Consider the following 22,754-nt stretch of genomic DNA (forward strand, 5'->3'; position numbering starts at 1 on the left):
ATACTATGCCTACCTCCGAAACAAATGAATTTTTTCACGGATCCGTAGGTGTCGTACAGACAAACATTGTCACATTTGAGTCACTAACTCTTGAGGGGGGTGAAACCATCACTCCTCTTGAGATTGCTTATGAAACTTACGGCACTCTCAATGAAAAAAAAGACAATGCAATTTTAGTATGCCATGCTCTTTCTGGGGATGCACACGCGGCAGGCTTTCACGAAGGTGACAAACGACCTGGTTGGTGGGATTATTATATCGGACCTGGCAAAGCCTTTGATACCAATCGTTATTTTATTATCTCTTCTAATGTCATAGGTGGCTGTAAAGGATCCAGTGGACCACTTAGTCTCAATGGCAAAACAGGCAAATCATTTCAATCCACATTTCCTTTTGTTTCCATAGGTGATATGGTCAATGCACAGGAAAAATTAGTCCGCCATTTTGGAATTCATAAATTATTTGCAGTCGCAGGTGGATCAATGGGTGGCATGCAAGCCTTACAATGGTCAATTGCTTATCCAGATCGTTTAAAAAACTGTATCGTCATGGCCTCTTCTTCCGAACACTCTGCCCAACAAATTGCGTTTAATGAAGTAGGAAGACAAGCTATCTTATCTGATCCTAATTGGAACCAAGGTTTGTATACACAAGAAAAACGCCCAGCCAAGGGACTCGCCCTAGCTCGTATGATGGGTCATATCACTTACCTCAGTGATGAGATGATGCGCGAAAAATTTGGTCGTAAACCTCCAAAAGGAAATATCCAATCTACTGATTTTGCAGTTGGAAGTTATTTGATTTACCAAGGGGAATCCTTTGTTGATCGATTTGATGCGAATTCTTATATTTATGTAACCAAAGCATTGGACCATTTCAGTTTAGGTACAGGAAAAGAACTCACAAAGGTTCTATCGAAAGTTAGATGCCGTTTTCTAGTCATTGCCTATACTTCTGATTGGTTGTATCCTCCTTACCAATCAGAAGAAATTGTAAAATCTTTAGAAGTGAATGCAGTGCCTGTGAGTTTCATTGAGCTAAATAATCCTGCTGGGCATGATAGTTTTTTACTGCCTAGTGAAGAACAAGATTCTATTTTGAGAGATTTTTTAAGTGCAACAGATGAAGGAGGATTCTTTTGAATATCCATACAAATGAAGCACTTGGCTTAGATTTAAAAAATAGACCCGATATATCCTACATTGCAAATCTCATCAAACCTGGTGAAAGAGTTTTAGATTTAGGATGTGGGTATGGTGAACTCATGTTGATTTTAAAAAACAAAGGAGTTCGGGTACAAGGCATTGAAAAAGATGATAAGTGTATCATCCAATGTGTAAAAAAAAGTTTATATGTCCACCACGGCGACATTGATGATGGATTAAAACATCACTTAGACCATAGCTTTGATTTTGTCATCTTAAACCAAACCATTCAACAAACATTAAATCCAGGTGACATCATCAAAGAATGTTTGCGGATCGGTAAACAGGTAATCATTGTATTCCCCAATTTTTCCCATTGGCAAATCAGAACTTCAATTTTACTAAGTGGAAAAACACCTGTCACGGATTTAATGCCGTTCCATTGGTATGACACTCCAAATTTACATTACCTTTCAGGAAAGGACTTTGAAGACTTCTGTGAATTTGAACGTATCAAAATATTACACAAAGCATTTTTCAATCGCACTCGTCAGATTAAGTTATTTCCCAATCTATTTGCTACCCTTGCATTATTTGTGATACGAGCTTAATCCAATCGATTTCGATTCATTCTGAAACACATCTTACATAAGCCAGCAGATCTTTGTTGAGGTAAGATTCATTTCCTGGATTAAAATTGATCATATATGCCTGTATATCTCCACCACCTGGAAACGTTTGTGAACTCCAGTAGTTATCAGCGATAGTTCCCGGAAATAAAATTGGATCTGCAGTCGCACCAGGATATTTAGTTGCGTCTCCCACGGTGAGACAACCATCTTCCCCTGTGATCACTCCAGTATTTGTAGCGCTACAACGAATAATAGAAAACATTTCAGTGTATAAAGGAAGTCTCCAATTAGAGCTGCCATAACGTTTCGAATTACGACTGTTTAAGCAGGCCGAAAATATAGGTCCTGAATCCACTAAAAGAGAATTATTTCCATCATTACAGGCGTTAGGGTTGGTTGCAGGGTTGTATCCCTCTCCTGTGGTGCAAAAGCTCAATGCTGTTGCATTACCTAAAGTACAATCTCCATTGCCAATTCCCGTGCTATTTCCATCAGGATTCCAACTTGTCCCATATGTACATCGATCCCAAAGCAGTGTTTTTCCAGAAACTATAGTTTTAGCAAAAGGACAAGTAATTTGGATATTATATTGTTTGGTGCCATTCCAAATACCTCTATCCCAAACAATACAATGAAGGTTATCTGGTTGCACAGAAATACGAATGTCGAAGTATTTTGGGGATGCAAATACAGTCATAGAAAAAGTGCCATTTGCACTAATTGGAAGTGAGGTTCCATCAGAGGAAGATACAATGGTTATAACATTTTGATACAATCCAGACACTTTACCTTCAATGACAAAAGTTCGAGGATAAGCGACCAACCAATCCTCAACAAACCTAGTTTGCCAATAATCCTTCGTGAAGGGATCACCTGCATTGTGTTTCCAATCCAAGTTGCAGTTTAAAAAACATAAACAGACAAATAGTATATTATAAAATAGATGATTTGTACACTTCACTGAAACCAATGCATTCTCCTCTAATTTCCAGGAAATAAAATTATGAGCAGATTCTCAATGAAAGAATTACAAACAAAGAATTGTTTTTGTGGTGAATTATGTTACGAAACTTGGTCTCGGAAGGTATACCATCCCCGCCCTATTTGAACTGGGTGGGGTTATTCACCCGCCACCCAATACGGCCTACATATCACAATTCACAATAAAGCAAAACCACAACTTGGTTCCCTGAAATTTTTATAGAAGAAAAGTTCATCTTAATGCAAAAAACCCGGCAATCACTCCGGGTTTCTTAGCTGTACGGCGATCAAAGGATCATTTCTTATATCGATCTTTTTGGAAATTCCTTTAGGAAATTCATTCGAAATAGAAAAAATGATTTATAGGATTCACTTTTACAAATTCTGGAAACATTTGTTTTTTATTTTAAATTAAATATTCAAATAGATTTTCGTCTTCATTGATGACTGTAAAATTCAATCGAAATTCTTTCATCCGAATTAATAAACTTTGAAAATCATCTTTTGATTTTAATTCAATTCCGATGAGTGCAGGCCCAGATTCTTTATTATTCTTTTGGATAAACTCAAATCGAACAATATCATCATTAGGTCCTAAGATTTCATTTACGAATTGTTTAAGTGCTCCCGGTTTCTGTGCAAATCGAACAATAAAATACTGTTTTAATCCTTCAAACAGTAAGGACCTTTCCTTTATTTCTTGCATCCTATCGATATCATTGTTTCCACCACTTAAGATACAAACAATCGTTTTCCCACGAATGAATTCCTTGTAATCATCTAATGCAGCGATACTGAGAGCACCAGCAGGTTCACTCACAATGGCATCTAAATTATAAAGATTTAAAATTGTCGTACAAACTTTGCCTTCTGGAATTAAGACTAAATCACTTAAAACAGATTGGCAGATCGGGAAAGTAAGTTCCCCCACTTTTTTGACAGCGGCTCCATCGACAAATTTATCGATTTTCTCCAACGAGATTGGTTTTCCCGCCCTTAATGCTTCTTTCATTGATGGTGCACCCATAGGCTCTGTGCCAATAATTTTTGTGAGCGGAGAATGAATCTTAAAATAGGATCCTACACCGGCACATAGTCCGCCCCCTCCAATTGGCAAAAACAAATAATCAATCTTTGGAAGTTCAGCTAATATTTCTTTCCCGACAGTTCCTTGTCCTTCCATGATTTTATTATGGTCAAATGGAGGGATAAAAGACATCTTGCTTTCATTTGCGAACCCAATTGCTTCTTTTTGGCATTCATCAAAAGTATCTCCAATGAGTTTGATCTCTATAAATTCACCACCAAACATCCGCACTTGGTTAATTTTTTGTTTGGGAGTAACTTCAGGCATATAAATGACTCCGTAAATCTGCAGTAATTTACATGAATATGCGACTCCTTGTGCGTGATTGCCTGCGCTTGCACATACAACTCCATTTGTTCGTTCATCCAGAGTTAAACTTTGGATCATATTGTAAGCCCCTCTAATTTTATAGGAACGTACAACTTGTAAATCCTCTCGTTTGATATACACCTGGGCACCATACAACTCCGACAATCGAGAATGAAATTGTAACGGAGTTTGATTGATGATTGGTTTTAATATCTGATAGGCAGAGTCAATTTCTAAAGGCATCGGTTCCACTTTCTTAAATTATTCAAAACAGAATTCTTGATTTTATTTCCTTTTTCCATTGCTCAATTTTCTTTGTTATGGGAAAAATTTACTTACAATAACTATTGCAATATTTCCATGATATGATAAGATAACTTCAATTTTGCAACATCATATGCAGTTTGACCTTGCTTGTTTTTAATTTCTTTATTAATTCCTCTTTGCAATAAATACTCAACAATTTGTTTGTTTCTATTAAATGCGGCCCAATGTAAAATTGTATCACCCTGATTTGTTGTTTCATTTAAATTCCATTTTTTGAGAGAGTCAATGTATTTAACCAATTCCAAATCATTAAAATAAACAGCATATGTAAGGGCAGTAAATCCAAGTTTGTCTCTATATTGGAAATCCACTTTCTTTTCTAACAAATATTGAAAAATTTCTCGATTCGCTCTCACATTCAATGCATGTTGGAAAAGATTTAATTCAATGGTATTATTCTCATCATACAATATAATGTGTGTATCATTTTGAATACTACCGTTTGCAAAAAGTTCTTTCAATTTCGGCAAATCATTGTTAGTAATCGCGATGAAAGCAAGTCTTGGCCCGTATGATTCTTCACGTGTTACGTCATAGATTTCGATCGAAGGCTGTTTGTTTTTCAATGTATATAAAATACTATACATAAAAGATCCCTTTTTGTCTGCGGTGGGAATTTCAAGAGATGCTTTTTTATCTTTATGAACTGTTGCTTTGGCACTTGCGTTTTCACTCGAATATGAATCTGATCTTCGTGACTCACCTGTTGTAAGGTTCACACTTGCATTAATTCGATGGATTGAGCGACCAAATGAAAACGCTAAAACAGCATCATTTGAATCAATTTGCTCAACACATCCAGCCAATGTAGTCGTTCCATTCATGATATAAAAATCTGGCTCAACAACTGTAAGCCAAGTGATCTTACATTTCGGATTTAGTTTGACGTTATCGATGACTTGGAATTTTGGAATTGTTTTGCAACTAACGGAAAGTAGAAGTAAAAATAGAACCGAGACTTTTTTCATATGATTAAAAATACGGTATTTTCGATTTTGTCAAATCAAAAAGGGAAGTTAGGGTTTTAAGATGAAAGTGAAGATTGAGGAATAAAATTTGATATTAAAAGAAAACATTAAAATAGAAAATCGAGAAACCAAAAATCCAGGCCCCAACCACCCTGCCCGGAACTTTGGTTTCTCTTATCCTATTACTGGAGCAATCTCATCACTGACTGAGACTTCATGTTTGCTTGCGCAAGCATTGATGTAGCAGCCTGAGTTAAGATTTGGTATCTCGTGAAGCTGGTCATTTGTTCAGCCATGTCAGTATCACGGATACGAGACTCAGAAGCTTGTGTGTTTTCATAAGCATTCATAAGTCCTTTCGCAGCATGCTCCATACGGTTGTAATAAGCACCAAGGTCAGCTCTTTGTTTAGAGATCACTCTTAGGGCATCATCACAAAGTCCGATTACGGAGTTTGCTTTACCTGCAGTCGAAAGAGAGATGAAAGTAAGAACCGTAGGGTTTCTTAATCCCAATGCCGCAGTGTTCATTGTTTCAATGTACACGCGCTCTCTTTGGTGCATGTTAGCTCCAATATGGAACCACATACTAGCAGTTGGGTTGAGACGAGCAAAAGCTCCTGTAAGCAGTTTCATTTTGTTGAATTCTGCTTGAGAAGCAATACGATCGATCTCGTCCACTAGCTGTGAAACCTCGACTTGGATCTGTTGTCTATCTTCTTCCGAGTAGATACCGTTCGCAGCTTGCACCGCGAGTACACGAACACGTTGAACGATTTCGTGTGTTTCTTGAAGATATCCTTCCGCCGTTTGAATGAGGGACATACCATCTTCAGTATTCTGTTCTGCACGTCGAAGACCAGCAATCTGAGTTCTCATTTTCTCAGACACTGCAAGTCCAGATGCGTCATCTCCGGCTTTGTTAATACGCATACCAGAAGACAACTTTTCGATATCTTTGCTCAGGTTCGCGTCGTTAGACTTCAAAGTTCTGTGTGCAAAGATCGCACTTACGTTGTGGTTGATAATCATCCGGGTTCCTCCTTGAATCCGTTCTCTCACCGCTCAAAGTTTTCACCTTGAACCCAAGAAATTGATGAATTTTCGAAGAGGCCATCCTTGGCCTTTTCAAGATAAGGATCGGTCATTCTGGGAGGGAGGATAATAGGGAAAATGAAATAAAATTTGAATAAAAACAGAACTTCCCCTTTTCTAAAATATGTCCTAGGAATTCTATGGAAATGGACTTGAGTGAAAAGGTAGGTTTTTCGTGTTAGAAACGGTTTATTTAGCAAACCCACGAGGTTTTTGTGCAGGTGTCAAATATGCGATTTCTTATGTGGAACAGGCTTTTGAAGAAAATTCAGGTAAACCTCTTTATGTGAGAAAAGAAATCGTCCACAACCAAAGAGTCGTGGAAGAGATGAAAAAAAAAGGAATCCAATTCATTAGTGAACTCAGCGAAGTTCCTGATGGTGCAACGGTGGTTTTCTCCGCCCACGGTGTTTCCCCCGAAGTGGTAAAAGAAGCCACTGATCGAAAAATGAAAATTGGAGATGCCACCTGTCCACTTGTCACAAGGGTTCATAAAAAAGCACGAAACATCAAAGACAGCCACCAAATCATTTATATCGGGCACAGAGGACATGACGAAGCCATTGGCACCATGGGAGAGGCAATGATGTTCCTTGTGGAATCTCCAGAAGACGTGGAAAGTTTAAAAGGAAAAATAACTTCAGACAAACCACTAACCTATTTGATGCAAACCACACTTTCGGTAGCGGATACCAAAAATATTGTCAAAAAAATTGAAGAAGTTTTTCCATTTGTGGAACATCCGCAAAAAGATGATATTTGTTATGCGACAACGGAAAGGCAAGATGCAGTACAAAAAATGTTGGAGTCCGTCGATGCCATGTTAGTTATCGGTGCTGAAAACTCATCGAACTCAGTTCGACTTTGCCAATTGGCCAAAAAAACTAGACCATCAAGTTTCCAAATTTCGAAAAAAGAAGATGTAAATCCAAATTACATTATCAAAGAGGGAATCAAAACTTTAGGGATCACTGCTGGCGCATCAAGCCCACAAGTATTGGTTGATGAAATTGTAGAAGAAATACTCAAACATTTTCCCAATGCAAAAGTATCTCTATACCCAGAAAGTCGTGAAGATACAATGAGTTTCAAACTACCAAAGGAACTCTTAAAACAATTTTAATATGATCCAAGATCCCTTGTCATTATTTAAAGCCTCTTTGGAGGGAAATGATTGGGGAACAGCCATTATACAAATTAATTTAAAAGAAAAGAATTATGCAATTTTATTAAAAAACTCCAACTTCGCACAATTTGAAGAAGAGTTTGACGTACCCAATTTTTTAAAAAACAAAATCGCACATAAAGATTTTAATACGGAAATCGTTTACAAAACAGATGGAAAAGTATTAGAGACATCCTTTGGGCATTTTGATTATCCATCTGGTTCCAAAGATTTCCAATACACAAAGTTTTTTATACGTGATATCACAATCAAACAAAAACAAGAAGAGGAAATCGCATGGCGGCTTCGGTTTGAACTAGGAGTTGCTTCCTCCATCCAAATTCTCATTCAAAAACCATCCATCCGTGAAAGTTTACCCCAAGCCCTTTACCAACTTTTATATTTCACGGAGATGGATTCGATTTTCTTTTTAAAAAATATTGGAACGGATGAATCACAAAAATTTGAAATTTGGGTGAATGAACGAAAGTCCACCGAATACCCGTTACTTCCAAAAAAATTCGAAACATTAGATTGGAAAAAAGAAGGGATAAACCGATGGCTCCATAAATTAAAAAATGGAAAGATCATTTACCTAAAAAAAGAAAAAGCATTACCAAAAGAACAATGGTATTTTGAAGAATCAAAAGCAGAGTCGATTTTATTCATTCCGGTAAAATTCGAAAACAAATTCCTCGGCATTATGGGATTCCAAAAATATGTTCCCAATTTTGTGATTCAACATGAAAATTTACTCATTTACCAAACTGTGAGTCGGTGGATGGGATTATTTGTACAAAGAGATTCCGATTTAACGGAACTCAATCGTTACAAGTCTACATTGGAATCTTTAATCTTAGAAAGAACTTTGGATTTATCCAGAACCAAAGAAGAATTAGAACGTGCCTACAAAGCAAAAACAGAATTTTTAGCCCATGTCAGCCATGAACTTCGTACCCCTCTGAATTCCATCATAGGATTTTCGAAACTGATCCAGTTGCCCGAAGGAGATGTGACAGGGAAAGAATACCTGCATTACATATACTCAGGTGGAACGAGACTTCTAAAGATGATCAATGAAATTCTCAGTTTGATGAAAATTGAATCTGGTCAAATCAACATTTTGTATTCTGAATTCAAACCCGAAGAAATCTGCAGACAAAGTTTAGAATTAATCCAACCACAGGCAAATGCCAAAGGAATGGAAATCCGTTTTTTCCCTCCTATCCAATCGAAAACGATTCGTTCCGATAGCGGAAAAATCCAACAAATCCTCTTAAATTTACTTTCGAATGCGATCAAGTATGCTGACCATTCTTATGTCGAATTCCATTGTGAATGGTCCGATTTTGGGGTGAATTTTTCTGTTCGCGATTTTGGACCAGGAATTTCACAAGAAGACCAAAAAAGGATCTTTCATAGTTTCACAAGACTCAATGACGATGGAAAAATCGAAGGAACAGGACTTGGTCTTTCCATTTCCCAAGGACTAGCTGAAAAATTAGGAGGGAGTATCACTCTCCATTCAACTCCAGGTGAAGGTTCCACTTTTATACTCAATATACCCGAAAATATTAAATAAAGGTATTGAACGGATTCGGAAACTCGAATAGAATTTCCGATATTCTATATGGTGGAACCAATCTATACGACATATACTTCTGTTTCCAAAACAGAACACCAACGTAGGCCGAAAGAACCTATCCTTATCATTGAAGATAAAAAAGAAAATCAGGTTCTCTTAGAAGGGATCTGTAAACGCGTTGGTGTAGCTTACGAGGTGGCTGAAAACGGTAAAATTGCCTTGGAAATGGCAAAAAATAGGTCGTATAGCCTCTATTTGGTGGATTTGATGATGCCCGTGATGGATGGGAAAACATTCATCGCCGAACAACGAAAATTCGATCCGAGATCGGTTTTTATGGTACAAACTGCCATCGACCAAACAGAAGAAATCATCGAAATCATGAAAATGGGAGTTTATGATTACCTAATCAAACCTCTCCATGTAGAAATTGTCGCCGATCGTCTGGAAAAAGCATTAGAATACGTCTACTTAAAACGGATGGAATCTGTTCTCATTGATGAAGAATCTAAAGAATTAAAAAGCCAATTAGAATGGCTCAATTATAAAGAGTCTCATCGCAAAACCAATGAAGTGAATTCGGAACTAAATTCAATTTTGAATTTAAAAACCACTTTAATGCAAGGTTCTGGTCTTGGTGCGATGACAACCATTATTGATTCAATCGAAAAGATGAAAACGGTTGAAAATGGAAACTATATCATTCCAAAAGATTTTTGGGATTTACTTTCTGAAAACCAAGAACATAACAAAACAATGTTGAAAGGCCTAGATATGGCCGTGGAAACGATCCAATCCCATATACAATTATCTAAAATCACAAGTGACGAGTTGTTACGGATCCTTCCTGAGATTGTAAAAGAATTCCAAAAGGAAACCGAAGCCAAAGAAATCAAAATCAACCTTCCCGTTGTAAAACAAACAGTAAAATTAGAAGTCAATTTGGATGCGATACGAACCATCATCCATGAAATATTTACGAATGGATTAAAGTATTCCAAACCCAAGTCCAATTTTGATATTTTTGTAACTTTCGTTGATGGTTACTTTTGTTTATCCGCTAAAAACAATTTAATCGAAGATGATTATGCAAAACAACTCACAGTCTCAGAAAAAAAATTAGTAGAACCATTTTACAGAATCCATCCACCCGTTGAATCATTCCACCACAAAGAAAAATTTAGCCTGGGTCTAGGACTGACTATGGTTGATTTTTTATTACATAAACACAATGGAATGTTTTTTATCCGAAATGCAATTGATCACACGACCGAAACAAAAGCATCTTGTGTGATCGCAGAAATTTTTCTCCCGATCCAATCTTAAAAGGAAAACAAAATGAATAGAAAAATCTTAATTATTGATGACTCAGCAGTGTTTCGCAAGATCATCTCTGTCCACTTAAAGAATGCCAATTTTGATCTCATTGAAGCTGGGGATGGACTAGAAGGCCTAAAACAATTAGAATCAAATCCTGTCGATTTAATTGTATCTGATATGAATATGCCAAACATGGATGGGATTTCTTTTATCAAAAAAGTAAAAGAAAATGCAAAGTTTAAATTCACCCCCATCATTATGTTAACAACTGAATCACAACCAGAAAAAAAACAACAAGGTATCGATGCTGGTGCAAAGGCATGGTTAACCAAACCTTTTTCCCCTGAAGAATTGTTAGATACCATTACAAAATTATTACCTTAACTATGGAACCAAAACAAACCATTCAAAATACGAAAGAAGGTATGGAGATCCAATGGCATGGATACCTGACTGTACCTTTCATTAAAGAATGGTTAATATATACAAACCAATGGGAGACCCAAAAAGGGAAAAAGATCATTTTACATTTGAATGGAATTGAAAGAATCGATTCTTCAGGCATTCAATTTTTGGTGTTTTTAAAAAAACGATGCCAGACTAACCAACAAATTTTGTCGTTAACAAACCACTCCTTACCAGTGTTAAAGGTATTGGATTTACTTGGTTTGGTTTCATTTTTTGGCGATCGTATCAAAGTGAAAAAAGAACATTCAAATGAAGTCGAATTTCGTTATGGAACAAGGAAAGTATCCTAATGGACTTATCCGAAGTCATAGATGCCTATTTAGTTGAATCCGATGAACTCTTACGAGAGATGGAATCAATTTTACTCCGAACAGAATCTTCATTACCAAATGATGAAGACCTCAATGCCATCTTTAGAGCAGTGCATACCATCAAAGGAACTGCGGGTATGTTTGGGTATGAAACCACTGTTTCGTTTACACATGTTGTGGAAAATTTATTGGATGAACTTCGTTCCCATCTCATTCCATTCCAACCAATCCTCACGGAATTATTACTCAAAGCAAAAGACCATTTATCCTTTTTAGTTTCAGAAGAAACAAAGGGTAAAATCAAAAATGAAAAAATAACGTTTGGCCAATCTATTTTGGATGAGATGAAACCCTTCCTTCAGTCGTCGTCAGGAGCACCCGAAACGAATCGAGAAAACAAGGAAAACCAAATAGGGAATCAGGAAGAATCCAATACAAATGAACTCAAGAAAAGCGGAACAAATCCTGGTGTAGGAAAAAAAATAACAGAAACGACAAGTTACCTGATTTCCTTCAGACCCAATCAAAATGTATTTTCCCAAGGTCTTGATCCCATTTCGTTTATTGGATACTTAAAAAAGATTGGTACCATCCTCTCCCTGAAAACCATTGATCAATTTTTACCTGATCCGATCGAATTTGATCCTGAAAATTGTTATTTAGGATTTGAAATCAATTTTAGTTCAAAAGAAAATTTGGAAACAGTTCAAAATGTTTTTAACTTCATTGAAGCAGATTGTTTTTTGCACATTTACCCTCCTGGGTTTTCCGTTGAGGATTTGGTAGATTTATCAAACCAACTCCCAGAAGAAGAAATTTATTTAGGCAATGTTTGGAAAGAAATCCAAATCCTCGACGACAATCTTTTCCTAACCTATCTTGAAGAGATCAAATCAAGAAAAACAGGTATCCCTTCTCTCTCTTCACTGGTATCCCAAACAAATCAGAAAGAGGAATCGGAATCAATCGCAAAGAATCAAAATGCAGACCAAATCAAAGATTCTCACAAATCTTCCACGATCAAAGTAGATTCAAAACGAATTGATAATTTAATCAATCGAGTTGGAGAACTAGTGGTGTCTTGTGCCAATATGAACCAACTCATTGGTGACTCAGACGATTCGAATTTGCAAGAATCCTCTCTCATTGTGATGAGATTACTAAACGAAGTCAGGGAAATTTCCTTAAAACTCAGAATGGTTCCCATTGGAGAAAGTTTTCAAAAGTATTCTCGAATCGTACGTGACTTAGGAAAAGAACTGAAAAAAGACATTCGTCTCATAACAGAAGGAGACGAAACAGAACTTGATCGTAATATCGTAGAAAAATTAAGTGATCCCCTCACCCATTTGGTACGCAATGCATGTGATCATGGATTAGAGTTACCAGAGGAACGAAAAAAGAATGAGAAGGATCACCAAGGAACTGTTAAACTCACTGCCTATCATGAAGCAGGAAATGTGATCATAGAAGTTTCAGATGATGGAAACGGAATCTCTAAAGAAAAAGTTTGGAATAAAGGCATTGAAAAAGGCATTGTTTTTGGTGAAATGCCAGACTCTGATGAAGAAGTATACAAACTCCTATTCCACCCAGGATTTTCAACTGCATCTCAAATCACCAATGTATCAGGCCGAGGTGTTGGTCTTGATGTAGTTTATAAAAATATAGAATCATTACGCGGATCCATTTCTATTAAATCAATCCCAAACCAAGGTAGCAGATTTATTTTGAGGTTACCTCTTACTCTTGCCATCATTGAAGGATTTTTGGTAGCAGTGGGTAAAAGTCATTTTATCATTCCGATGGAAATGGTTTTGGAGTGTTTACACTTTTCAGATGACCACAAAACAGATTCAAATCAATTTTTTGCCTTACGAGGTAATTTAATTCCCTTCCTTCGACTGAGAGACTATTATCCATGTGATGTTGATTCAGAACAACCAAGGGAAAATATCGTAATCGTTCGAAACGGAGATAAAAAAGCAGGCATCGTTGTCGAAAAATTATTAGGCGAATACCAAACAGTGATTAAACCGATGGGATCTGTTTTTCGCCATGTAAAAGGTGTCAGTGGATCAAGTATCCTTGGCGATGGAAATGTTGCACTCATCATAGATGTTCCTTCCCTATTCGAAAGAACAATCACAGTAGAAAATCAGAAATTTTATAGTCACAGAGGTTAATATGAAGTCAATTAGCACAAACACAAAGTTAGTCGGGTATTTTTTAATCGGAGTTTTGTTTACCATCTGGATCAATATGTATCAATATGGATTATTCTCGAAACAAGACACTCCAAGTATTAATACGGAAGAAAAAATCCAAAAGTCGGACTCCATTACTCATTTAATCCAACTGAGTTTATCAATTCAGGAAGAAGTCACAAATTTACTGCTGTCATCCGAACCACAGGAATCACAGATTGCGAAAATCAAATACGATATTGAAAAATTAGACAAATCATATGAGATTGTATCCAATCTTTTCACCAAAGAAGAGGAAAAGAAAAAACTTCAAACAACTATTAATGACAAAAACATATATACAGAATCTGTTCGTTTTAGTTTAAGCCAACGCGAATCACAATCCAACAATAAACAAAAAGAAAGTTTAAATCCAGATTTATCTACTAAATGGAAAAATTATTCTAATAGTTTACAGGAGTTACAAAAATTCTTTTTCGAATCAAATTTAAAAGAAGTGAATGTTACTTTATCGAACCAATCAAAACAAGACTTATCGATCCCAACTGTTAGCATAGTATTCCTCGTAATTTCTCTCATTTTATTACTTTTCCTCATCAAACAAATTTCTAAACCCTTTAAAGAATCAATCCAAATCAAAACCGCACTTGATTCTGTTTCTACAAATGTGATGATTGCAGACTTGAATTTAGATGTTGTTTATATGAACAAATCAATTCATAAAATGTTCTCTAATTCGGAAGCAGACATCCAAAAACAAATCCGAAACTTTTCACTTAAAAATCTTATGGGAAGTAACATAGATGGATACCATAAGGACCCAAGCCACCAAAGAAGGTTACTTGGAACCTTCACTTCTGAACATCGGACAAACATCAAAATAGGAAATCGGGAATTCAATTTAATTGCCAATCCCATTCTTACGGAAACAGGAGAAAGATTAGGCAGTGTTGTTGAATGGGCAGACGTAACAGAAACAAATGCACAATCTAGAGCGGTAGACAGGTCTCAAGCGACTATCGAATTCCAAATGGATGGAACCATCATCACTGCCAATGAAAACTTTTTAAACTTAATGGGGTACAATTTACCTGAAATTAAAGGCCAACACCATCGAATGTTTGTGGAATCAAAGGAGTATTCTTCTGATGCCTATAAACAATTTTGGGCTGCCTTAAACCGTGGGGAATTCCAAACCGCTGAATACAAACGGATTGGCAAAAATGGAAAAGAAGTTTGGTTACAAGCAACTTACACTCCAATCCTCGATGCGAATGGAGTGGCCACAAAGGTAATTAAGTTTGCAACTGATATCACTGAAAATAAAAAACGCACCCAAGAATTTACAAGCCAAATTGAAGCTATCAATCGTGCACAAGCTACCATTGAATTTTTAGTGGATGGAACCATTTTAACTGCAAACGAAATCTTTTTGAATACAATGGGTTATTCCTTATCAGAAATCGAAGGAAAACACCATCGTATGTTTGTGGAACCAAGTTATGTGAATTCGGAAGAATACAAACAATTTTGGGCATCTTTAGCACGTGGTGAATTCCAAACAGCCGAATACAAACGAATTGGGAAAGGTGGAAAAGAAGTTTGGTTACAAGCAACTTACAACCCTATTTTGGATTTGAACGGTAAACCATACAAAGTCATTAAATTTGCAACCGACATCACGGATCAAAAAAAATTGGCAATCGAAACAGCAAGGATCGTGGATGATTTAGTGGTTGGACTTGCCGCTCTTGAAAATGGAGATTTAACACAGCTGATCACAAGCCATTATGAGGGTGGATTTGCAAAACTAAGAGACTCCTTCAATAATACAGCCAAAAAACTGGTTGAGATCATTAATGATGTAAGAACAAACACAGATGCCCTTGTTTCTGCCGCAGATGAAGTTGCATCCACAGCAAGTACGTTATCACAAGGTGCAAGTGAACAAGCAGCCTCAGTCGAAGAAACATCTGCATCTCTTGAAGAGATGGGTGCATCCATTGACCAAAATGCAGAAAATGCAAAACAAACCGATACCATTGCAACAAAATCTGCAAAAGATGCAAAACAAGGTGGTGAAGCAGTCAAAAACACTGTGAAAGCAATGAAAGAAATTGCAGATAAAATTTCCATCATTGAAGACATTGCTTACCAAACCAACTTACTTGCATTAAATGCCGCGATCGAAGCAGCAAGGGCTGGAGAACATGGAAAAGGTTTCGCTGTTGTCGCCTCCGAGGTGAGAAAACTCGCAGAACGTTCCCAAAAATCAGCAAATGAAATTGGAACCCTTGCGGGAAGTTCCGTTCAAATTGCAGAATCAGCAGGTAAGTTAATTGAAGAGATTGTGCCCGCGATCAATAAAACGGCAGACCTAGTGCAAGAAATCACTGCAGCGAGCCAAGAACAATCATCTGGCGTCAATGAAGTGAACAAAGCCATGGGCCAACTCGACCAAGTATCACAACAATCTGCAAGTGCATCGGAAGAACTAGCAGCAATTGCAGAAGAATTACAAGCGCAGTCGGAAAGGCTCATGTCTTCGATTAGTTTTTTCAAATTAGGAAAGTTATCAACTGTAACAAACCAAGTGGAAAACAAATCGAGTAGACTTTCTCTCTCAAAACAACCCACAGGGAAAAAAGAAAGTGGAAATACAAAAATAGACCATTCCAATGATCATGATAAATTCCAAAAATATTAAGGGAGGGAAACAAAATGCAGGAAATTCAATACCTAACCTTTTTACTCTCCAATGAATTATTTGGATTAGGGATTTTATACATAAAAGAAATCATCGAATTTGATTCAGTGACTCATGTTCCCATGATGCCAGAATACATTCCAGGAGTGATCAATTTACGAGGAAATGTAGTTCCCGTGATTGATTTAAACATGCGGTTTTATAAAAAGAAAACGGAAACCAATCGCAAAACCTGTATCATCATCACTGAGATCAAATTGGAAAAAGAAACAATTGATGTGGGTCTCCTGGTTGATGCGGTCAATGAGGTAGTAGACATTCCCGAAAACCAAATCGAAGATGCACCCAGTTTTGGATCCAAAATTCGTTTGGATTTTATACAGGGGATTGGGAAATTAGAAAATCAATTTGTCATTATTTTGAAAATCAACCAAATCCTCGATTTAACAGAAATCCAAACCATCCAAGAAACATCATCACAAGTGAGTTAAATGGAACCTCCTGTTGAAGTGATAGACCGGTTTCTAAATCCTGGAGAAATTTTCTTCGGTGATAGTAACTATCGGGTACGTACACTTCTTGGTTCCTGTGTTTCCATCGTATTATGGCATCCAACCCTTTATATCGGAGGTATGTGCCATTTTTTACTTCCCTACCCTGCTGACATCAAATTGGAAAAAACATACAAATACGGAATCGATGCATTTCAGTATTTTATATCTGAGATCAAAAAAAAACACACAAAACCCAATCAATATTCAGCTAAGATATTTGGTGGTTCGAATATGTTTCTCGGCGAGGAAAGGGAAATTTTTCGAAATGATACAACAACTCTAATCGGTACCAAAAATACAGAATTTGCAAAAAAAATTCTATTAGAAAATCAAATTAAAGTTATTTCAGAAGATACTGGTGGAAACCAATCGAGAAAAATTTATTTTTCGATTTGGGATGGTGAAGTTTGGGTAGAAAAACATTAAGTTATGAATAAAATTAAAGTTTTTGTCATCGATGACTCTGCTGTCGTAAGACAAGTGTTAACCGAAATTTTTAAAACAGATTCAAATTTCCAATTTTTAGGAAGTGCCTCTGACCCTATTTTTGCCTTGGACAAAATGAATAATGATTGGCCTGACGTAATTGTTCTCGATATTGAGATGCCTAGAATGGATGGTTTGTCATTTCTCAAAAAAATCATGACAGAGAGGCCAACACCGGTTGTCATCTGCTCTACCTTAACAACAGAAGGTTCAGAAACGGCTATCCTTGCAATGAACCTAGGTGCTTGTGATATCATCACCAAACCAAAAATTGGACTAAAAGACTTTTTAAATGAAAGCACAATTGCCCTCACGGATGCGGTGATTGCAGCTGCCTCTGCCACCATCAAACATTTACCTAAACCAAGTCATTCGAATGAATTTAAAATCCAATTGGATAAAAAACAAGAACTCTCATCTTTACAAGCCACAGAAAAAATAGTCGCAATCGGCACGTCAACAGGTGGCACCATTGCCCTGGAACACGTGTTAACCAAATTGCCAAAAGATAAAACTCCTGGAATTGTCATTGTGCAACATATGCCAGAAAAATTTACAGAGGCTTTTGCCAAACGATTGGATTCCATATGTGAAATTGTTGTGAGAGAAGCAAAACATGGTGATCGGGTTGTCAAAGGACTTGCCCTCATTGCTCCTGGGAACAAACATATGACACTCAAACGTTCTGGAGCTCAATACTTTGTAGAAGTTGTGGATGGACCTCTTGTCAACCGACACAAACCATCTGTAGATGTTTTATTTCGTTCCGTGGCCAAGTCAGCTGGGAAAAATGCCAGAGGTATCATCATGACGGGAATGGGTGACGACGGGGCATCAGGTCTTGTTGAAATGAAAGAGGCTGGAGCAGAAACAATTGCCCAGAATGAAGAGACATCTGTGGTGTTTGGAATGCCTAAAGAGGCAATCAAAAGAGGATGTGTAGACCACATCCTCCCTCTCGGTGAAATTCACAAATCCATTGTAGGCTTCGGTTAAATCAACCGAGCCCCAATTCCTTTGTTACCTTTACTTTTCTTGCTCGAATTTCTTCGGGAGATTCTTCCTTCAAAATTTCGTCTGGTTTGATTTTGAAGATAGGTTGTGCTTTTGTCACAATCTTTCCATCGGAATCCACCATCAAATTTTTCACGATTGTCCCACTCACTGGTGCCAGGATTTTGTTAAACATCTTCATCACTTCAATGATAAAGAGTGGTTGTCCTGCTTGGAAATGGTCTCCTTCATTGATGAGAGGTGGAAGGTTGGGAGCTTCTTTGGAATAGAACATTCCTCCCATCGGAGCAACAATTTCATCACCTGACATTTTTGGTGGAGGGTTTAGTGTTTTGATGAACGCATCGCGTGTGTCTTTGTTTTTGAATTCATCTGGAACAACTCCATCCAAATCCGCATTCACATCTAAACCAAAAAAATTCGATTTCAATCCGATTTTGGGAAGTAATAACAAAGTTTCGAGTCCCGCTTGGAATCCGTTATGACTTGCTTTTACTTTTTCCCAAAGTTCATCTGAAATTTCTTTGGATGGGTTTTTCCCTTTCGCAAACACATCGACGATTTCTTTCCAACTTTTAAGACCGGTGCGTTTAGAAAATTCAGAATAAAACTCTTTTGCTTCGATGAGTAAGTTTTCGTCGTGATCCCAAATCTTTTCTGAACTTGCTTTTTGTTCCGTCGCATCTAGATTTAAGTAGTAATACAAAGAATCTAAGAATTGGATTGGGTTTTCGTTGAAAGAAACTTGGTTTCCTGTTCGTGACCATAGTTTACCATCAAAGTATCCTAAAAATCCACCTAGTAAATGTGGATTGGCAAGCAGTCTTTCCATAGGTCGGATCACAAGGGTCATTTTTTTCCCAAGGACTTTCTTTAGATCAGCATCTGCTGCCTTGGTTTTTTCCGACCAAAGGTATTCCAAATCCAAATCATTGATAATGGATTGTAAAGCACCAATCCCTGCTAGATACGATATCATAAACGCAGTGGAAGGTTTGAACATCGCATCCTTACCTAAAATCCATTGGATGAGACCATAGTGGACAAGTAAGTTGGTTTCAAGGTTTTGGCCTCTAAGTTCTGTTTTTCGAAGAATGTTCCCTAACACTTCTAAGTTTTCAGAACGGCTATTGCCATAAGAAACGATGAGGGCCACATTGGAATCGTAAGCACCAGCCAAGTTGTAATGCACAAATGCTCCCGTGTCTGGGTTTCTTGTACAAATCCCTTGGTCATCTCGAATCTCTTCTGGAAGTGGGTTTGACCAGTTTTGGATGATTCCACCTGCGTGTGGTTGTAAGGCACGGTTAGTGGCATTGATACGAACTTCTGCCCCAGAAACATTTCGCACGATACGTTCTGGTTTTGGAACACGTGGTCCGTGGATGGAAAGAACTGCCATCGCTTCCACTAGAGAATCTATGTAGAAGAAGTCATTTGGATCGTTAGGATTGGTAAACTTCATCTTGTAAACCATCTCGGTCACACGGTGTTCTACCTGGATCCGAGTGTTTACTTCCATAAAGAAAAAACTATTCCCTTCTACGATACACTCAAATGTTGATACGGAGTTAAGGCGAATTGCCTTCCCAAACACTTCTGCTTGGTGTTCCATGTCTTTCAGCGTTTGCACATCTTTATCTAAGATAGCTGCTTTTTTTGCATTCGAAGAACGAACTAGGTCAGCTTCTTTTTGTAAAAGTTCCACAGTTTGTGAAATCTCTAAGAGTTTTTGTTCGTGCATCTGAAGGGAACAATCACGTCCCCCAAGAGACAAGGACCATTCACCGTTACCGATAAGCTGGATTTCATTGTGACGAGTGTTTTCGATATTTAACTCAATGAGGAAGTTTCTGTTGGATCCAACGGCAGTCACTTTGGACTCTGCTAAGATTTCCATCACAGCAGATTCGATTTCTCCTTTGGAAGAAATCACACGTTGGCCTTTACCACCACCACCACCAATGTATTTGAAGCGAATTCGTTTGCCTGGATACTTTTTCCAAATATCTTCACAAAGGATTTCTGATTCTTTTTGAAGGTCAGGAATGGAAGTGATGTCGATCGTTTTTTCGTAAGACAATTGGAGTAAATTTTCCGCATTGTCTTCTAACGATTTTTTTTCATCAAAGGAGAAGTTTAAGTTATTTTCTTTGGCTACCTTTAGAAGGCCGTCCTTGGAATTCCCAGTTTTACGAAGTAAAGCAAGTGCTGTGATATTATCCACACCAGGGGTAACAGAAACATTGAGACTACGTGCCAGTTTTTTTGCTTCGTCTTTAGCACCCGCACCTTTTGCGACATGGGAACTTGGTCCCATAAAAATGATGCCTGCTTTTTCAATGGCTTCGATGAACTCAGCATCTTCAGCCATAAATCCGTAACCTGCAAAGATATGAGTGTATCCATTGTCTTTGGCGATTCCAATGATTTGGTGAATTCTTTGTTCTTTTTCTTCCTTGCCTGCTCCCATATAATCCGGAACTCGGTGGATGTTTTCTGGGAAACGGAAGTTACGAAGTTCTGGAGCCAGTGCCTTTGGGTAGACAATGGAATCTTTTTCAGAAAGTAAAATTCCATATTCTTTCACACCAATAGCATCAAATACATCCATGGTTTCCTTACGAACTGGACCACGGCAAACGATGAGGCACTTGATCGATTCCACACTGAAGGAACGAATCCATGCGGATTCTGATTCTTGGAACTGAATGCGTTTTAAATTCTTATCTAACATGGAAATTATTCAAACTCCCTTTGAGGTCCGGACATTTCCGCCGGTTTGTATTTCGACATCAGGAAACTTAAGTTTTTGGATAAAACATTACGAGTGTAACCTGGTAGGATGATGGAAGAAACAGAACCAAGAGAAAGAGCTTCTTTTGGATTCATCAGCTCTTTTTCGTATCGTTGGCCAATTTCAAAGAGTTTTCCATCTCGAATGGAAATCGCTTCTTTTTCACTCATTCCTTTTTTGATGTTGGCAAGGTATTCTTTTTGAACCCCAGTGATTTCATCTTTATAGACATACTCTTTTCCAGCAGGTCCCATAACGGCAATCCTTGCAGTCGGAAGAGCAAATACCATCGATGCTCCCGTAAAATAGGAGTTAAATGTAGCATAAGCACCACCAAACGCATTCCGGATGATGAGAGTCAGTCTTGGTGTACGAAGGTCAATGATGGAATCGAGGAGTTTTCTTCCTTCGAGTACAATTCCATTATGTTCTTGGTCACGACCTGGTAAAAATCCAGTCGTATCTTCTACAAACACCATTGGGATATTGTACAAGTTACAGAATCGAACAAAACGAGTCCCTTTACGAGACGCTCCAATGTCAATCTGACCAGAAGACACAGCAGAATTATTGGCAAGAAAACCAACAACATGACCACCAATTCGACCAAAGGCAGTGACAATGTTTCTTGCTCTTTGTGGTTGTAGTTCAAAGAACTCACCGTGGTCACAAATCTGTTGTAAATAGAGTGTGATGTCAAATGGAGTGTTCATTCCTGTAGGGGAATTGAAGGTTTTTCGGAACAGAATGTCTTCTTCGTAAATAAATCTGTCAACAGGGTCTGAGGTTGGGTAAAAAGGCGCAAAACTATGGTTATTGTCTGGTAAATAAGAAAGAAGACGGATTGCTGTGCGAAGAGATCCCAACTCATCACCTGTGACAAGGTCAACCACACCAGATTGTCCGTGTACTTTGGGTCCACCTAAGTCTTCCGCAGAGATATCTTCTCCAAGGACTGACTTTACAACTCCAGGTCCAGTCAGACCAAAAAAAGTACCATCACATTGGATCATAAAGGATCCTTGGCGTGGGAGGTAAGCACCACCACCAGCGTTAAACCCAAACATCAGCATCACAGAAGGAACAACACCACTGATTTTACGTAAGGCAGTGAAGGCTTCCGAATAACCGTCTAGACCACCCACACCCGCTGGCACATACGCACCTGCAGAGTCGTTCATCCCGATGAGTGGAATTCCATGAGTTCCAGCCATTTGGATGAGTCGCGCGAGTTTACTTCCGTTCGTCGCATCCATGGATCCAGCACGAAGGGTAAAATCATGACCGTAGACCGCAACGTCGCGACCTTTGATGTTTAGAATCCCCGTAACAATGGAAGCTCCATCTAAATTGGGACCCCAGTTTTGGTAGGTGATATTTGGTTCTTCGTCTGTGAGAACTTTAATTCGTTCCCAAACCGTCATCCTACTTTTGGAGTGTTGGACACGAATTCTGTCTTCACCACCACCAAGAAATGGTTTTTCGATTAATTCTTTTCCAAGTTTGAGTGCATCATCATAAATTCCGGTTTTGGTCTCCGGAGCCTTGGATTCTTTGAACGGGTTGTTTAGGGAATACTGCATGGTTTCCATAAGTT

The 22,754-nt window shown here is 37.9% G+C and carries 18 protein-coding genes; 12 read left to right on the forward strand and 6 right to left on the reverse strand.

Going from position 1 to position 22,754, the window contains the following annotated elements:
• Positions 1 to 5 precede the first annotated feature (5 nt).
• Both metX and metW read left to right on the forward strand, forming a co-directional pair.
• The gene (gene metX, locus CH354_RS09245) at positions 6 to 1,142 is read left to right on the forward strand and encodes a homoserine O-acetyltransferase MetX (protein ID WP_100726692.1); all 1,137 of its coding nucleotides are present in this window, start codon (positions 6 to 8) and stop codon (positions 1,140 to 1,142) included.
• Entirely contained in the window at positions 1,139 to 1,756 is a 618-nt protein-coding gene (metW, locus tag CH354_RS09250; RefSeq protein WP_100726691.1) for a methionine biosynthesis protein MetW, read from the forward strand. The genes metX and metW overlap by 4 nt, the downstream gene beginning before the upstream one ends.
• Before the next feature lie 16 nt (positions 1,757 to 1,772).
• Here metW and CH354_RS09255 read toward each other — a convergent pair whose 3' ends face one another.
• The 4 genes from CH354_RS09255 to CH354_RS09270 all read right to left on the reverse strand — a co-directional run bounded on the left by CH354_RS09255 (position 1,773) and on the right by CH354_RS09270 (position 6,480).
• On the reverse strand, positions 1,773 to 2,672 hold the full coding sequence (locus CH354_RS09255; protein WP_243396029.1) for an Lcl C-terminal domain-containing protein: 900 nt from the start codon (positions 2,670 to 2,672) through the stop codon (positions 1,773 to 1,775).
• Between the two features lie 492 nt (positions 2,673 to 3,164).
• Complete coding sequence (gene ilvA / locus CH354_RS09260; protein ID WP_100726689.1) at positions 3,165 to 4,397, reverse strand: threonine ammonia-lyase IlvA; 1,233 nt, start codon at positions 4,395 to 4,397, stop codon at positions 3,165 to 3,167.
• A gap of 101 nt (positions 4,398 to 4,498) precedes the next feature.
• Complete coding sequence (locus tag CH354_RS09265; RefSeq protein ID WP_100726688.1) at positions 4,499 to 5,449, reverse strand: ankyrin repeat domain-containing protein; 951 nt, start codon at positions 5,447 to 5,449, stop codon at positions 4,499 to 4,501.
• 182 nt (positions 5,450 to 5,631) lie between these two features.
• Positions 5,632 to 6,480, reverse strand: a complete 849-nt coding sequence (locus CH354_RS09270; RefSeq protein ID WP_002974229.1) for a flagellin N-terminal helical domain-containing protein — start codon at positions 6,478 to 6,480, stop codon at positions 5,632 to 5,634.
• Positions 6,481 to 6,718: 238 nt separating this feature from the next.
• On the opposite strand from CH354_RS09270, the gene ispH reads away from it, so the two are divergent.
• From ispH to CH354_RS09325, 10 genes are read left to right on the forward strand one after another with little or no spacing between them, the layout of a single operon-like run.
• The gene (gene ispH, locus CH354_RS09280; RefSeq protein WP_100726686.1) at positions 6,719 to 7,666 is read left to right on the forward strand and encodes a 4-hydroxy-3-methylbut-2-enyl diphosphate reductase; all 948 of its coding nucleotides are present in this window, start codon (positions 6,719 to 6,721) and stop codon (positions 7,664 to 7,666) included.
• A gap of 1 nt (position 7,667) precedes the next feature.
• The gene (locus CH354_RS09285; protein ID WP_100726685.1) at positions 7,668 to 9,290 is read left to right on the forward strand and encodes a sensor histidine kinase; all 1,623 of its coding nucleotides are present in this window, start codon (positions 7,668 to 7,670) and stop codon (positions 9,288 to 9,290) included.
• 48 nt (positions 9,291 to 9,338) lie between these two features.
• Entirely contained in the window at positions 9,339 to 10,619 is a 1,281-nt protein-coding gene (locus CH354_RS09290) for an ATP-binding response regulator (protein WP_100726684.1), read from the forward strand.
• A 12-nt stretch (positions 10,620 to 10,631) separates the two neighbouring features.
• A complete protein-coding gene (locus tag CH354_RS09295) occupies positions 10,632 to 10,997 on the forward strand; it encodes a response regulator (protein ID WP_100718518.1) in 366 nt (121 codons plus the stop codon).
• A gap of 2 nt (positions 10,998 to 10,999) precedes the next feature.
• Positions 11,000 to 11,371 carry an STAS domain-containing protein gene (locus CH354_RS09300; protein ID WP_100726683.1) on the forward strand — a complete coding sequence of 124 codons (372 nt, stop codon included), beginning with the start codon at positions 11,000 to 11,002 and terminating at the stop codon, positions 11,369 to 11,371.
• Entirely contained in the window at positions 11,371 to 13,578 is a 2,208-nt protein-coding gene (locus tag CH354_RS09305; protein WP_100726682.1) for a chemotaxis protein CheA, read from the forward strand. The genes CH354_RS09300 and CH354_RS09305 overlap by 1 nt, the downstream gene beginning before the upstream one ends.
• A 1-nt stretch (position 13,579) precedes the next feature.
• The gene (locus CH354_RS18565; RefSeq protein ID WP_100726681.1) at positions 13,580 to 16,306 is read left to right on the forward strand and encodes a methyl-accepting chemotaxis protein; all 2,727 of its coding nucleotides are present in this window, start codon (positions 13,580 to 13,582) and stop codon (positions 16,304 to 16,306) included.
• Between the two features lie 14 nt (positions 16,307 to 16,320).
• The gene (locus CH354_RS09315; protein ID WP_100718522.1) at positions 16,321 to 16,797 is read left to right on the forward strand and encodes a chemotaxis protein CheW; all 477 of its coding nucleotides are present in this window, start codon (positions 16,321 to 16,323) and stop codon (positions 16,795 to 16,797) included.
• Positions 16,798 to 17,286 (forward strand): chemotaxis protein CheD, encoded by a 489-nt coding sequence (locus CH354_RS09320; RefSeq protein ID WP_100726680.1) that lies wholly within the window; start codon positions 16,798 to 16,800, stop codon positions 17,284 to 17,286.
• 3 nt (positions 17,287 to 17,289) lie between these two features.
• A complete protein-coding gene (locus CH354_RS09325; RefSeq protein ID WP_100726679.1) occupies positions 17,290 to 18,342 on the forward strand; it encodes a protein-glutamate methylesterase/protein-glutamine glutaminase in 1,053 nt (350 codons plus the stop codon).
• 1 nt (position 18,343) lies between these two features.
• Here the strand turns inward: CH354_RS09325 and CH354_RS09330 are convergent, their stop codons facing one another.
• The gene (locus CH354_RS09330) at positions 18,344 to 21,097 is read right to left on the reverse strand and encodes an ATP-binding protein (RefSeq protein WP_100726678.1); all 2,754 of its coding nucleotides are present in this window, start codon (positions 21,095 to 21,097) and stop codon (positions 18,344 to 18,346) included.
• A 5-nt stretch (positions 21,098 to 21,102) separates the two neighbouring features.
• Positions 21,103 to 22,749, reverse strand: a complete 1,647-nt coding sequence (locus tag CH354_RS09335) for an acyl-CoA carboxylase subunit beta (RefSeq protein ID WP_100726677.1) — start codon at positions 22,747 to 22,749, stop codon at positions 21,103 to 21,105.
• Positions 22,750 to 22,754: the final 5 nt, after the last annotated feature.

The organism is Leptospira levettii (assembly GCF_002812085.1).
Lineage (GTDB): Bacteria > Spirochaetota > Leptospiria > Leptospirales > Leptospiraceae > Leptospira_A > Leptospira_A levettii.